Source organism: Paracoccus sp. (in: a-proteobacteria) (assembly GCF_032007265.1).
Classification (GTDB): domain Bacteria; phylum Pseudomonadota; class Alphaproteobacteria; order Rhodobacterales; family Rhodobacteraceae; genus Paracoccus.
The window spans coordinates 2,360-15,585 of the sequence record NZ_DALZMB010000086.1; the positions used below are offsets into that span (position 1 = coordinate 2,360).

Annotated in this window: 14 protein-coding genes and 1 pseudogene; all 15 read right to left on the reverse strand. The window is 61.7% G+C overall.

The window, feature by feature from the left end; genetic code table 11:
• A partial coding sequence (locus tag RTS12_RS15715; RefSeq protein WP_312530203.1) for a hypothetical protein occupies window positions 1-479 on the reverse strand: 479 nt, incomplete at its 3' end.
• Window positions 470-1,249, reverse strand: coding sequence for a hypothetical protein (locus RTS12_RS15720; RefSeq protein ID WP_312530205.1), 780 nt, complete (start codon window positions 1,247-1,249; stop codon window positions 470-472). The genes RTS12_RS15720 and RTS12_RS15715, both read right to left, overlap by 10 nt.
• A 4-nt stretch (window positions 1,250-1,253) precedes the next feature.
• Window positions 1,254-3,641: a phage tail length tape measure family protein gene (locus RTS12_RS15725; protein ID WP_312530207.1), complete on the reverse strand. Its 2,388-nt coding sequence runs from the start codon at window positions 3,639-3,641 to the stop codon at window positions 1,254-1,256.
• The gene (locus RTS12_RS15730; protein WP_312530209.1) at window positions 3,642-3,875 is read right to left on the reverse strand and encodes a hypothetical protein; all 234 of its coding nucleotides are present in this window, start codon (window positions 3,873-3,875) and stop codon (window positions 3,642-3,644) included.
• A gap of 89 nt (window positions 3,876-3,964) precedes the next feature.
• Window positions 3,965-4,333 (reverse strand): hypothetical protein, encoded by a 369-nt coding sequence (locus RTS12_RS15735; protein WP_312530211.1) that lies wholly within the window; start codon window positions 4,331-4,333, stop codon window positions 3,965-3,967.
• Between the two features lie 15 nt (window positions 4,334-4,348).
• Window positions 4,349-4,774 (reverse strand): phage tail tube protein, encoded by a 426-nt coding sequence (locus tag RTS12_RS15740; RefSeq protein ID WP_312530212.1) that lies wholly within the window; start codon window positions 4,772-4,774, stop codon window positions 4,349-4,351.
• A gap of 56 nt (window positions 4,775-4,830) precedes the next feature.
• On the reverse strand, window positions 4,831-5,262 hold the full coding sequence (locus RTS12_RS15745; RefSeq protein WP_312530214.1) for a hypothetical protein: 432 nt from the start codon (window positions 5,260-5,262) through the stop codon (window positions 4,831-4,833).
• A 4-nt stretch (window positions 5,263-5,266) separates the two neighbouring features.
• Window positions 5,267-5,593: a hypothetical protein gene (locus RTS12_RS15750; RefSeq protein WP_312530215.1), complete on the reverse strand. Its 327-nt coding sequence runs from the start codon at window positions 5,591-5,593 to the stop codon at window positions 5,267-5,269.
• Window positions 5,593-5,925, reverse strand: a complete 333-nt coding sequence (locus RTS12_RS15755) for a DUF2190 family protein (RefSeq protein WP_312530216.1) — start codon at window positions 5,923-5,925, stop codon at window positions 5,593-5,595. The genes RTS12_RS15750 and RTS12_RS15755 overlap by 1 nt, the downstream gene beginning before the upstream one ends.
• Window positions 5,926-6,005: 80 nt before the next feature.
• A complete protein-coding gene (locus RTS12_RS15760; protein ID WP_312530218.1) occupies window positions 6,006-8,120 on the reverse strand; it encodes a head maturation protease, ClpP-related in 2,115 nt (704 codons plus the stop codon).
• Complete coding sequence (locus tag RTS12_RS15765; RefSeq protein WP_312530219.1) at window positions 8,104-9,591, reverse strand: phage portal protein; 1,488 nt, start codon at window positions 9,589-9,591, stop codon at window positions 8,104-8,106. The genes RTS12_RS15760 and RTS12_RS15765 overlap by 17 nt, the downstream gene beginning before the upstream one ends.
• Window positions 9,591-9,794: a phage head-tail joining protein gene (locus RTS12_RS15770; protein ID WP_312530220.1), complete on the reverse strand. Its 204-nt coding sequence runs from the start codon at window positions 9,792-9,794 to the stop codon at window positions 9,591-9,593. The genes RTS12_RS15765 and RTS12_RS15770 overlap by 1 nt, the downstream gene beginning before the upstream one ends.
• Before the next feature lie 4 nt (window positions 9,795-9,798).
• Window positions 9,799-11,967 carry a terminase gpA endonuclease subunit gene (locus tag RTS12_RS15775; RefSeq protein WP_312530221.1) on the reverse strand — a complete coding sequence of 723 codons (2,169 nt, stop codon included), beginning with the start codon at window positions 11,965-11,967 and terminating at the stop codon, window positions 9,799-9,801.
• Entirely contained in the window at window positions 11,967-12,632 is a 666-nt protein-coding gene (locus RTS12_RS15780) for a terminase small subunit (RefSeq protein ID WP_312530222.1), read from the reverse strand. Before RTS12_RS15780 ends, RTS12_RS15775 begins: the two co-directional genes overlap by 1 nt.
• A gap of 168 nt (window positions 12,633-12,800) precedes the next feature.
• Window positions 12,801-13,226 (reverse strand): annotated as a pseudogene (locus tag RTS12_RS15785) (hypothetical protein); the annotation flags it as partial.

The following is a 13,226-nucleotide window of genomic DNA, read 5'->3' on the forward strand; positions in this document are numbered from 1 at the left end:
GACATGGACCGATAAGAGGGCCCGGTCGAGAACCGCACCGTCAGAGCGTAGACGATGACGGTTTGGCCGTTCTCATCGACCACCTCTGTCCGCAACGCCATACCGTCGCAGGTGCCGCTGATGATATCGACGGCCCCGATCAGATCAGATCCGCCGCGCGAGGCTGTGGCGCCGAGATACACCGACCCGACCCGGCCCCGGATTGGAGTATCGGCATAGGCGGCCAGCTCGGGGATATCGACCGCCAAGGTCATGGTGAATTCCTCAGGGATACCAGACGCGGCCTCTTCGGGCATATCGATCGCGCCGAACTTGCCGACGCCAATGAACGTCTCCCCGTTCCAAAGGATATTCCCCTGATTGCTATGCGCCCGCAGACGGGCGCCGGGCCAATCGAGATCGACCAAGACGACGGGATAAAAAAACGGCCCCGACAGGGCCGCAATCAATGGGGCAGGTGTGTTGCGGATCAGGTCCATATTCCGGCCCTTTCTGTAAATCCGCCGACCTCATCGGCAAAAACCTCGCGGAAATTCCACTGATAGGTCCAATCGGCGCCGACCGTCTGGATTGAACGCGGCAGAGCGCCGTCGACCCGGAAAACTGCCTCATCCTGCCCGGCCATGTTTACGCGGCCGCCAGAAATGGCGGGCTGGCGGTCAATCTTGAGTGTCACCACCCCTGCCGCGTTGGTGGTGGCGGGCCGCAGCACGCGGACAACCTCGGAAACCGCCGCATCGGCAATGTGATAGATCCGCACGTGATCGCCAGGCCGTGCGACCAGTGTATTCGGTGGCAGGCCGGTCACAGGCATGAACCAGGCAAGGCCGGTTGCGGTGACAGCACCCGCGATCGCAATGGTGCCGGTAAACCACGACAGCGGGTTTGGCCCACTGCCTGCCTGCCACGCCAGTGGGTTGCTTCCCGTTCGCCACAGGAGAGGATGGGAATTCAGCCCCGCCCCCTGCCGCTGGATCTCGTCAAGGTGCCAGTTGATCGGCGACGATTTGAGCCGGACGGCGTGAATGCCGCCGTCCAGCAGTTGCTTGAGCATCTCGCAATAGCCCGCACCCATGCGACCATTGGCCAAAGCGGACACTTGCAGCGAGGCGATACGGCGCTTGCGCTGCGACCCTTGGATCTGCTCGCGCCCGGTCAGCATCGAGCGGATGCGCGCAACCGGCGCATCCTCGGTCCATTCAGCCGCGACCACCCCAACTGGGGGCCATGGAAAGACATTGATCGGCATGGCCCTACCTGAACATGGATTTTGACTTGCGGTTTGCCTGCATGGTCTGCTGGACGGCGCCGCGCTGGATGCTGGGTGCGGCTGCCCCAATCCGGCTATCGATCACCTCAAGAATGATGCCGGGATCATGGGACGCCCGGACGATCATGGTGCCGCCACCACCGCCGCCCGCCGTCTGACCTTTAGTGTGATCATAGACCGTCTCATCTGGGTGCAAGATCCCCAAGAAGCCACCCTTGCCATCGAGACCGCCGGAGCGCGCGCCGGGGCCGGTATGGCCGCCTCCGTCGAAAGAAAGCAGACTGCCGACACTCTGCATCAGACCTGATCCCCATGAGGTTTGTCCAAGCAGGCCCATGGCCGCTTTGGTAAACTGCACCTTGGCAATCTCAGCGATCAGGTTCGCGATAGCTTCTTTCGCGCTGTCAGCCCCTTCGAGAATGCTGCCAAAGAGATCCTTGAACGCATCTTCACCTCTTTCGGTCGCGGTGCGCAGGTTCTCCAGCTTTTCCTCGGCATCGACATGCGCTTGGGCCAGCTCGGAGATCCTGGCCTTAACTTCGGGCGTGATTTCAATTCCCGCCTTTTGCGCGGCATTGAGGAGGCCTTGCTCTTCCTCGACCTTGGCCAGCGCCCGTTCCCAATCGCCGCCGGCGGCGGTGACTTTGGCGAGGGCGTCAGCCTGGGCGAGAAAGGCGTCTGTTTCGCGTTGGTATTTTTCAACATCATCGCCCCACTTTTCTCCGGGCGATGCCCGCCCGCGTCCGCCTCTCGCCTTGCCGCCTTTCCTTCCGGAACCTCCCGCCTTTTTAGAGGCAGCTCGTTCGCCTTTTCGGACGGCATCCAGACGCGCCTCATACGCATCCTGAGCAGCCCACTGTCTTTCCATTTCAGACAACTGGGCATCGATCATAGCAGAGGACATATAGCCATCAGCCGTGTTGGCTTGGTTGATAAAGCCCTGACGCTCTTCGGCGCGGCGGCGCGCTTTTTCAGCTGAGATTGCTGTACCCCCGGCATCCAGAACCGCATTTGCAGCACTGAATCCGGCGCGCTGAACCATGCCACCACCGATTGACGAGATGAGCGATGCCGCCCCGGCCAGCTCAGCATTGACCGCTGCCATAGCGGCCTGCCAATCCCAAGTCTGCATGGTCGCATCAAAAGAAGCGTCTGCCGCATCCCACAGCTTTTGCTTCATCTCATCGGTGATGTTCATCGAATCGATCAGCAGATACTGCTTTTCGCGTTCGGCCTGCGCCTGATATTCGGTGACCTCCCGCGATTCCTTGCCGTATTCAAGCGTCAGCGCCTTGATCTCGGCCTCATGCGCATAGGTTGCCAGCATCTCTTCGGCCTTGGCCGCGTCAGCTGCCCGGATATCGGCACGCTGTTTTTCGCCCTCCAGAAGAGCGCGCTGCAGAGGGATCATCTGCTCATCGATAGTCGCCAATGTCGCGCTATCGGCCCCTGCTTCCCGAGCGGCTTTCAATTGGGTGTCAAACGCCTCAAGCTTTTCGCGCAACCCAATCAGATAAGCGTCGAGGCCACCTTCCGGCACAGGCTTCCCAAGATAGGCATAGATGTCGCGCATGGTGTTGCCGAACCTCTCGGCAATCGCCAGCTTTTCACGATCAAGTCTACCAAAGCCCCAAAGCGATTCACCCCAGCTGTCTGATTTGAAACCGAGCTTCCCGGCTGCCCGGGCAAGGTTGGCGCTTTCGATCCGCCCCGCGCCATCGATCCCGCGCTCGCCATAAGCGTCAAAGCCGAAATCGCTATAGGCCTTGCCAATGATACCCGCGACGGTGGTGCGCGTGCGCTGCGCCTCCATCACCATGATCTTGCGGGCAATCGCAGCCCCCCGCTGCGCCTCTTCGCCATAAAGCTTTTCAGCTTGGCCCGTGTAAAGCAGTGACACGCCGAAAGCGTCATTATAGCCGGACATACTTTCTTTAAGCGTTTTAAAGGCGTCCTCGGTTTTTTTTGCCTCATCCTTGGCCGGCATGAGCCATTGGACAGCCGCCGCGCCAAAGCCGATCACGCCAATGGTTGCCAGCGAGATCGGATTGAGCATGCCGACAAAGGCCCCGCCCAATGCCCGCAGCGCGCCGACCCCACCGCCCATTTGCGTAAGTACCTGGCTGATCTGAGTGCCCTGCTGCAAAGCCAGCTGCAACGGATTCTGTCCAGCCGCCAGCATCACCCCGATGTCATTGAACTGCGACACAAGGTTGGCATTGGCACCTGCTGCTGATCGCATACCGCGAGCAGCATCATCAGCTGTTTTTTTCAGGCCAGCCACATCAGCCTTGGCCTTACCTACACCGGTCGAAAAGCCCGATGCATCAAGGCTGAGGCGCGCCTTTAGCTCGCCAACATTGCTCGCCATTTAGGATCCATTCTCTTTTGCGCCCCAAGCCTGCGCCAAGAGGCGCAGAGCCGTTTCCTGCTGGGCGGCAGTCTGAGCCTCGCCACCCTGCCCCACGGTCCTGTTTGCGCCAAAATACTCATCATATTTGCGCAGCTTGCCGACGAAGGCCGCGCCGGTCAGCGCCGCCGTTGTCCAGGCGCTGCGGTTGCGCATTGCAACATCGAGGCGCAGGCGATCCCGGACCGCCTGCATCTGAAGCGCAAAAAGGCGCGGGGTCAGCGACCAGAACGCATCCGGAGCGAAGCCCGCAGCAACATGCTCTCGGAAGAGCGAAGAGAGCTCTATTTCGCCCGCCGTTTGCGCGGGCGCCGCCGGTTTCCCGGTTTCGCCTCCGAGGTGGGCAGATCACCATCTTGCGGTACCGCCGCCTGAACCGCTCCGACCAGAGCCGATGCATTGCTGTCAAGGATCTGGCCGGCCAATTCCAGCGTGACCTCGGGGTTATGCCCCTTCAGCCCACCATAGATCAGCGCGCGCATATCGCGTGCGCCGACCAAGCCCTTCTGGATGCCCCCGTTCTGCAGCAAGGTCAGCATGGCGAAGCCATTCTTGCCGGTCACTTCCTCAAAGGTGCACAGCGCTGACATGTCGATGGCCAGGGCATATTCCTTGCCCGCGTGCTGCAGGTTCATATTCCCGCGAATATTCATGGCAGTTCCTTATGCTTACGGGACGGCGACGATGACCGGCTTGCCTGAGGGCTTGATCGTCACCGAGGCGCTGAGCTTGCCCTCGGGCGAGATCTCACCAGGAGCGAATGCGGTGACAATACCCTTGAACTGAAGGGCGACCGTGCCACTTGGAAACGTCAGCTGGAAATAGCCCGAACCCGCCTCAAAGGCCGCCAAGAGCGGATCTGCGGCATCCGGCACCCAGTTCACATCAAAGGTGCAATCCGAGCCCGTTTTAAGGCCGGCGATGAATTCCGCATAAGCATCCGGGCTTTCGAGATGCGTTGCATCGACGGTATTGCGGGTCCAGCCCGCCGGGGTGACGCGCGTGACTTCTGCCGCTCCAGCATAGGGGCCACCCGCAACAGTCCCGATGCCAAATTTGGCGCCAAGCCCGATCTGTGCCTTGGTCTCCGGCATATTCTGCCCTCCAATCTAAAAAAATAGGAACCGCGCGAGATCCGCGCGGCAAATTATCAGGGGGTCTCGGGCAGCGCGGCCGGCGGGCGCAGGCTGGTGATCTCGAAGCCCATGACCAAGGTGCCGATGTTTTTGGCACCATCCGCATTGCTGACGATCGAGGTCTCGCGCAGAAAGCAAAACTGGTTGGTTTGGCGCAAAGCACCGGTCACCAGCGCCTCAACAAAGGCACTATCCTCATCAAGGATATCCTCGACATCATCACCGCCAGCGCGACGGATCGCGATCTGCATCAAGGTCTTGCGCTCGGAGGTGGTGAAGCTTTCCATTCGAAACCCTTCTTGCGGGGTCAACACCCCGAGCACCGGCAGGCTGTCCACATCGACCGAGCCCGACCACACCTTGGGGGCGGTAAAAGCGGAAAACCGGGCATTCCCAGTCAGGGCTGCCATGGCCTGTGCCCGATAATCGGAACGGTAATGCGCCATCAGATCATCCCTCGACCAGCTGGAGTTCGCAGACAACGAAAGCATCGCGGGCGGGCGATCCGGTCGGATGAACGTTCATGATTTTGAAAGCGCGCCCGCCGGGAACGCTGATGCGGTCACCGCGCCGGACTTCAGGTGCCAGATCACGCGACACGCGCCAGCTCGGGGCTGTGATCAGCACCTCATGCCCATCCGCCCCCTCGACCTCGATCGGAGCCTCGCGAAAGATCGACTGGATATCGCGCGAGACACCGGACTGGGGCTGATAAGCAACGAGGTCTCCGACCACATCCGCAAGAATGCCCGCCACCCCGTCAAAGATGCTGGTCATCAGCGAATGACGCCATCCAGCAATACAACCCCGGTGCCTGAAGGGTTGGCAGCAGGAAGAACTGTTGCGCCCACCAAAAGATTGTCGACAGCGGTGGTGGTCAGCGCATTGGTGTCAGCATCCCAATAGACTTTTTCCCCAGCGGTCCAGACTTCGGCCACCGCCTTGTCCAGCTCGAAAACACCGCGCCGCACCAGCACGACATCTTCGCCGGCCGCCGCATCGCCCTGGGCCACGCCAAAGATGGCGCCGACCAGCACACCGGCACCGCCGGTCACAGCCGTCGCAACGGTCACAGTGAGATTGTCACCGGCTTGAATGTAATTCTTCATCTCGCATCCTTTCGAGAGAGGGTTCAAAACGACGAAGGGCGGCCCGATGCCGCCCTTTCGTCAGGTCCTGTGCGTTTTGCTCACGCCCCCGGCGTGCGATAAATCCCTTTGTGCTCGACCGCCGCCGCCCCGAAGATGTGGCGGGCGTTCATGACCACCGCATCGGGGTTCATGCCCTCGATCGTCTGGACGGTGGGAGCGTTATATCCCTCGAGATAGGCATGCGCGATCGGAGGCAGATCGCTCGAGACCAGATACCATGCCGTATCCGAGCCGCCGGCGGCCGCGCCGAGGTTGGGCACAACGCTCGGCTGCAGGCTCGATTTGAACGGGTTGACCTTGCCATCCTCCGCCGGGGTCGTGGACTGAGCGAACTGCAGGGCCACCAGTTCCAGAGCGGGCGGGACAATCAGGCGGTCCGGCTCGATCTGCAGGAAGTCGTCGCTGTCCTTCGACCCAAAGGCACGTTGTTCCCACATCGCCTTGCGCGCAGCAGCAACGGTTTGCGCCGAAATCGCGCCCGCTGTCCCGAGGTTGCCATGATCGGCGTGGAACAAAGCTTTGCCATCGGATTTGAGCCGTGCATTCTTGCGGATCAGATCCCAGACCATCGAGTTTTCCATAGTCCGAGCAGCCATCGCGAATTCGGTCGGAATGCGCTGGAAAGCTCCCATGTCATCATTGACCACGGCCTCAAAGGTCAGCTTGATCGTGCGACCACGACGCTCGACCTTCAGGCCTTCAGCCTCATCAGCCAGAGTGGCCGATTCATATTCGCCGTTTTCCTTCACCTTCTTCAGGGCAAAGTCACCGCCGAAACGAACCGAGTGCAGCTCCCGGAAATCAGTCGCGGTCAGGGCCGTGCCGGTCACCAGCTGCCAGGTCGCCGCGCGGCGGGCATAGGCCGCCTGCAGGCTGCGGTTCATCACCTCGGTGGTGATATGGGCAAAATCGCTGACACCGTAGGCACCGCCCATCATCGTGGTGGCACGCATGCCGCGACGGATCGCATCCGTGTCGTCGTAACCGCGCGACCGGCCCGAGAGCTCCATGGCGAGATGGCGCAAACGCATGCCGCGAAACTGCTGCGCAGGCCCTTCGGTCTGGCCCATCATCGCCCCGATCATGCCCTCGCTGCGGGTCTCCCCCTCATCGCGGATCATCGTGCTGCGCGGTGACGCGCTGCGGCCCGCAGGTTCCGCCGCAGCCATCATCGTCATGAGGCGCTGGCTGGCATCGCTGGCCGAAGTGCCGGCGTCGATCAGGGCATCGACATCGGCCTGCATCAAGCGGCCCGATGCAACAAACGGTCCCGCCATGGCGCGGATATCGCGGGCGCGAGCGCGATCAGCCTCGACAGCTGCGGCGACCTGTTGCCCTTGCATGACGGCCAGATCAGGCGCCGCGACCGGGGCCGGAGTGACCGCAGGATCCGGGCTCGGAGCGGTATTCGTATTCTGATTGGCCATTCCGGCCTCCTTTCGGGTGACACCGCGGTAAGCGGCAGGTTCGCGGCCCGGAACTGCTGCCCGGTCCGAATTCTTGGGCCCGGCCAACCGCATCCGCAGCTGATCACGGGCACTCATGTAATTGGCCTGCACGGCGGCAAGCTCAGACGGGGCAGCAACCGCCTGCCCCTCAGAGACCACGGCATCGGCAAACCCTTCGACAATCGCTGCCTCCGGGCCAAACCAGCTGCCCTGGCCTCCATTGGCCTTCATGATGGCGCGGCACTCTGCGGCGCTCTTGCCCGAGGCTGCCGCATAGACCGCCGCATAGGTATCGGCGATCAGAGCGAGCTGATCGGCTTGGCGGCGCGCATCATCCTCATTCCCCCAGATCGCCCCCGAGGGGTCATGGATCATCAGATGCGAGCCAGCCGACATAAGCCGCTCATCTCCCGCCATAAAGATCAGCGAGGCAGCCGATGCGGCGATACCCTCGACGATGATCCGACAGCCTCCCGGATGACTCGCCAACATGGCCCGGATCTGCTCGCCCGCGTTCACGTGTCCCCCATTCGAATTGAGGCGGACAGTCACACGGCCCTCGCCCAGTTCGACCAGGGCGCTGCGCACCATCGTCGGGCTAAAGACGATATCCTCTTCCCACATCCAGCCGAGCCAGCTGTCATCGATGACATCGCCGCTCAGGATCAGTTCGCCATTGGCGATCAGATCACGTCCCGTTTTCATCTGTCTCTTCCTTTTCATCTACATGCGGGCCGGTAACTGGTGGCCGGGGCGCGGTTGTGATGGCAGAGCTTTGGTCGAGAGGCGGCAGGCCAGCAGCCTGATCGGCCACCATGTCCTGCTTGCGCTCCTCGCGGATCCTCTCAGGGTCGCGGCCCAGCTCTCGCTGAACGCCCTGACGACTGTTCAAACCCGCCTCCACCTCTTCGATCATCGAGGGGATTTCCCGCGTCGGATCGACCATGATCCGGCGCGGCGGGGTCCAGTCGAGCCGGAAATCCAAATCACGGTTCAGGCGCAACATGCGGATGCCGTCGCGCAGCCAGCGCTCGATCCCAACGCCCATCTGGGCGATGATCAGTCCGCGCTGCCACATTCGGACAAGCCGATCCATCTCGCTGCGACCCATCCGCGCCGAGGAGAAGTTGACCTGCCGCAAGTTGCCGGTCAGTGCCTCATGGGTGATGCCGACCCCGACTGCGATTGTGCGCAACGCGACGGTCATGAACTCGTCATAGCCCTCCACCGTGGGAGGCTGCACCACCACCGGCTCCGCGCCTTCGGGCAGTTCGACGACGGCGCCAGGTGCCAACTCTTCGAGCCCTGCACCGGCTTTGGTCGGGCGGGTTGCCCCGGTGGTATATTTGAGCACGATCGCCATCAGCGAGGACATGCGTTGCTTGAGGATCTGGGATTCCTGATAATCCGAGATCTCGCCCAAGGTCATCATCACCGGCGCAAGCCAGGGCACCCCCCGCAACTGCCCTGGTCGGTCGAAGCGACGGATATGGATGATATCCGACCAATGCACCCGCGTGGATTGAAGCGCCTTGCGGTGACGCACCGCCCCCGGATGCTCATTGTAAAGATGATAAGCCTCGATCGCGCCGGTCGGCCCGTATTCGATGCCTTCGACCACAAGATTGTCGCCCCAGGACTGGATCGTGGTGTCGAGACAATCGACCTCCACCAGCTCGATCTGGAACGGCAAAGCCAAATGTCGGTCATATTGCGTGTTGCGCAAGCGCCGACGCAGCAAGACCTCGCCATCAGAAAAGACCGAGGTCATGCAGATCTGCTGCATTTCGAAGAGATCATATTCCCCGAGCGTATCCAGATCATTGCTCAGCAGATGGCGCCGGATCAGATCCTCCACCTTGCCCTTCGTATCGGCATCATCGCTGCGCACCGAAGGCGCGACCCCCTCGCCCACCACGTTGGCCACGACCACATCTTTGGCCCGCGCTGCATAAGCGCGGTTGCGGATCATGTCGCGGCTGAGCTGGCGCAGCCGGGCGCGCGAGCCATAGGCAGAGGCATCAGCCGCGCTGGCCGGGGCCTTCCAGCCATAGGCCCGTCGCCCCCGCGTGGCCGCATCATAGTTCATCACCTCATGCGTTTGGACGCGCGCCAGGCTGCGGCGCAATCCGGCTTCCGGGTTAAAGAAACCGACGACGCGATCGATCACATTCATCAGAGCCCCCGACTTGCACGGGGATAGCTGATGCGGAAGGCTGACCTTTGACCGCCGGCCAGTTCGCTTTCGATCATGTTCAACGTCTCGCGCATGTCTGCGAGCGAGCGGAACTCGACCTTTTCGCCGTTCAGCTCGATTTTCGACGCACCTTTCGCGATCGCCGCCCGCAGCCGGTCGGCGTCAGCCTGTGTATAGGGCATGGGCTTATCGCCTCCTGAGGAAGTTGATCTGGCGCGGACGCGCCGGTTCAAGCGGCTCGCTCGCCCCCTCTGCCTGATTGGGCAGAGCAAGCTGAACCGCATTGGAATTGAGAAGCCCCGCCACACACCACTCGGGCGGCGCTTCCCAGTTCACGCGATTGAGGCCGAGATGCTCGGAAAGCGCGAGCCCCTGCACCGAATGGTCAAGGCTTTCGTTGCGCAGCAGCCCCTTCTTGAGCTCCCAGCCCTTTTCACCGCGCTTTTCTGCGAGGTGCTCGGCAAGATGCTCGCTCTCCATCCAAGCCGGGACCTGCTGGGCATTGATCGGGGTATCGGAGCGGCCAAGCGCGGCCACCACCGAATCCTTCAAGCGATCGACTGCCATATTCAGCAGCTTGATTCCCCGGCCCTTGCCGCCACCCGAAGCCCGCTCGGGGGCTTCATGCCAGACGCGATCGCGCTGGTTGAAGCCGCCGCGACCGATCGAGAGGTAAAAGCGCCCGCCTCTGCCCTCGCGGGCCTGCTTGCGCCAGAACTTCTCGGCATTGTCCGACCAGCCCGCAGGGCCGTTGAAGTCGATCACCACAGCAACAGGCCGAAGCCCCCAGTTTTGGTCATGAACCGGGAAAACGCGATCCGCCAACTCGGCGATCACGCCTGCATCCTCGGCATAGCGGCCGGGATCGACGGCGCGATATTTGCCGTCATCGCCTTTGGCCCGCGGAGCATCATCCGGCGGCTGGTGGATGGCGAAACGATCGATTGCCACCCGCTGCCCCTCTGCACCCCAAGCCATGGCCATGACCTCAAAGCGGTTGCCCTGCACATCGACCATGACCGTGACAAAGCGGGTCCATTCCGGCGCGATTCCCCTGGCAATCTGCACCGGATGACGCCGCAGATCCTCGAGCGTAAGGGCTTCTTGATCATCTTCCTTGGCGCGGCGGTAAGGTACGCCAATTTCGGTATAGTGGACCCCAGCAAAATCGAGATCATCGCCATCAGTTTCCGCGCGGCGTCTGGCCGTCTCATAGCGCTCGACCAGCCCGGACCATGATGCGAAAGCCGCTGCCGCACCATTGAGCGCGTAGCTCGCAAATGGCGTATTGCGAATGGCAGAATCATCGATCCGAACAAGCTTGCGATGGCCAGTTGCCTCATCGATCTCTCGGCTTTCATGGAGCCAGCCACCGTGGCCTTGCGCCGCGCGCCGGTTCATCTCCGGCTTTTGACGGTGATGGATGACGCTGCCGCAATGTGGGCAGACCATATGCGCCTGATCACCCGCCTCGCCGGGGTCGAGATCGCGATTATAGTCAAGCCGCTCATAGGTCGGCTCAAAATACTCCATGCAATCGAGGCATTCCCAGAACCAGCGCCCGCGCGTGCCCTCATTATAGAGGTTAACAATCCCGCCGGTGGTGGCGGGCATCAGGTGCGGCTCAAGCGGGTTGGCCGCTCGTGCCTTGTCCTCATCGACCGGGAATGCCGGCGTGCTTTCGGCAAAGACGCATCCCCGGCTTAGAAACGTGCGGATCCGCTGCAAGGCCATCCCCCAAGGCGAGGCCTCGGGTGCATCCTTCGGCCCCAAGCGCTGCGGCATGTGATCATAATCGGTCAACAGAACCATGCGCTGCGACCGCGACGACAATTGGTTGGCCACGGGATACCCAATGCCAAGCCGCATCCCTTTGAAGCGCTTACGGCTGAACGTGCTGTCCTCGCGTGCCTTTCCCAGCCGTTCGATCAGAAGAGGGCTGTTCATGATAGCGGGATCAAGCTTTTCCTCGACCCAAGCATCCGCATCGGTTTTGGTCATGTGAATCAGCTGGACCGGCCCCGGTGCGCAAGTGATGGCATGGGCTGAAACTGACAGCAGCATCTGGCTTTTGCCGCTCTGCGAGGGGCCGACAAAAATCACACCTTTAAAGCGGCGCGACTGTGATACGTCCTGCGGCTCGATCGTATAGGGCGCGACATTGCGATCGTAAGCGCTCCACTTGCCAGCAATCGGGACGCGCAATGCCCGCTCAGCAGCATCCGTGACGGTGATCCGGCTCGGTGCATCGAGCAGGGGCAGTGCGTCTGCCACCAGCTCCTCAGGCGTGGTGAACGGGGGCAAAGGCGGGATCCGGCTAAGCTGGCCAATCCCGCGATCAATCATTTCCACCATCAGATTTCCATTTCCGCCTGCCGACCGGACAGAGCAATCACTGCTCCGCCGCGGCCAAGGCGATCTTCGATCAGGCGCCGCACCTCTTGGCGCATCTGATCGCAGCGCTCCTGCAGCTGCGCGACCTGGAGGGCGGAAAGGCCGAACTGCATCTCGGCAAAGTCCGGCAGCGTGTCCATCTCAGCCCCGAAGGTGACAAAGATGTCCTCGATCAGCGCCCGCATGCGATCAGAGCGAACCAGATCCCCACGCTGCTCCGCAACTCGGTTGCGGTGATATTCCGCCTCTGACCATTTGCGCAGATCATCTGCGGTCAGCTCGGCCTCGACCTCTGCCTGATCGTCATCGAGGTTTCGAAACGCCAGCGCTGCTTGCGAAGCCAGCTGGTCACCACGCAGCTTGGCGGCGCGTGCGCGATCATCACGATCCTGCCGCCAAGCCCAGCAATGGGAGAGGCGGAACTCATAAGCCACACCGTTCTGGCCTGTGGACATGACAGGCATGCCCTTATTGACCCAATCCGTGACCGCATTGACCGAAACGCTGAATGCGGCGGCCAGCTGCGCCCGGTTCAAGGGCGTGCCGTCATCCTCCACCCCGTCCGGCAGCGGATAGCGCGCGACATCGAGCATGCTCCCGTCAGACAGCGTGATGACTTCCGACATAACAACCTCATGAAGAACAACAGCAACCGCAACAGCAATAAGCCGTTGAAATTACTGAGACGAATTTAACGGGGTGCGAATTACCCCCGTGCGGCCCTTGGCCGGGAAGGACCCGCGAACCGCAGGCCGCAGACTGATCGCGGCCGGCCTGCCCGCTGCTGGGCGCGCTTAGCGATATCCGCTCAGCTTTGCGGCCCGCACCTCGATCTCGCGCCGAAGATGGTTGGGCAAACGAAGTGCGAAGGCATCTTCGGCCCCATCGTAAAAACCAAGCCGCGGCTGATATTGCGGAACGGCGCGCGTGAAACGCAGGATCTGATAGATTGTGCCATCGCTCTCACGCATCCACACCCCAGCGGGCAATCGGCTATCTGAGCGCGGCACGAAAAAGCCCACCTTGCGCCGCTTGCGCTTGCGCGATGCTGGCGTGGTATTTGTCCAGGCATCGCGCTGCGCCTTGAGGCCCGACATCACCTTGTTGCGCTCACCAGCATCCCAGTTGCCATATGCATTCAGCTTGGCAAAGGGCGCGGGCGTCACCGCCGTGATCGTGCCGTCATAGGCCAGCCGAGAGCGCAGAACAGTTTCGAGGCC

Excerpts from the sequence above, each read along its gene's own strand:
- RTS12_RS15775 (WP_312530221.1), bottom strand. The coding sequence starts at position 11,967 with ATGGTGGAAATGATTGATCGCGGGATTGGCCAGCTTAGCCGGATCCCG.
- RTS12_RS15740 (WP_312530212.1), bottom strand. The coding sequence starts at position 4,774 with ATGCCGGAGACCAAGGCACAGATCGGGCTTGGCGCCAAATTTGGCATC.
- RTS12_RS15765 (WP_312530219.1), bottom strand. The coding sequence starts at position 9,591 with ATGAATGTGATCGATCGCGTCGTCGGTTTCTTTAACCCGGAAGCCGGA.
- RTS12_RS15735 (WP_312530211.1), bottom strand. The coding sequence starts at position 4,333 with ATGAATATTCGCGGGAATATGAACCTGCAGCACGCGGGCAAGGAATAT.
- RTS12_RS15780 (WP_312530222.1), bottom strand. The coding sequence starts at position 12,632 with ATGTCGGAAGTCATCACGCTGTCTGACGGGAGCATGCTCGATGTCGCG.
- RTS12_RS15725 (WP_312530207.1), bottom strand. The coding sequence starts at position 3,641 with ATGGCGAGCAATGTTGGCGAGCTAAAGGCGCGCCTCAGCCTTGATGCA.
- RTS12_RS15760 (WP_312530218.1), bottom strand. The coding sequence starts at position 8,120 with ATGAAAACGGGACGTGATCTGATCGCCAATGGCGAACTGATCCTGAGC.
- RTS12_RS15770 (WP_312530220.1), bottom strand. The coding sequence starts at position 9,794 with ATGCCCTATACACAGGCTGACGCCGACCGGCTGCGGGCGGCGATCGCG.
- RTS12_RS15745 (WP_312530214.1), bottom strand. The coding sequence starts at position 5,262 with ATGGCGCATTACCGTTCCGATTATCGGGCACAGGCCATGGCAGCCCTG.
- RTS12_RS15730 (WP_312530209.1), bottom strand. The coding sequence starts at position 3,875 with ATGCAGGCGGTCCGGGATCGCCTGCGCCTCGATGTTGCAATGCGCAAC.
- RTS12_RS15750 (WP_312530215.1), bottom strand. The coding sequence starts at position 5,593 with ATGACCAGCATCTTTGACGGGGTGGCGGGCATTCTTGCGGATGTGGTC.
- RTS12_RS15720 (WP_312530205.1), bottom strand. The coding sequence starts at position 1,249 with ATGCCGATCAATGTCTTTCCATGGCCCCCAGTTGGGGTGGTCGCGGCT.
- RTS12_RS15755 (WP_312530216.1), bottom strand. The coding sequence starts at position 5,925 with ATGAAGAATTACATTCAAGCCGGTGACAATCTCACTGTGACCGTTGCG.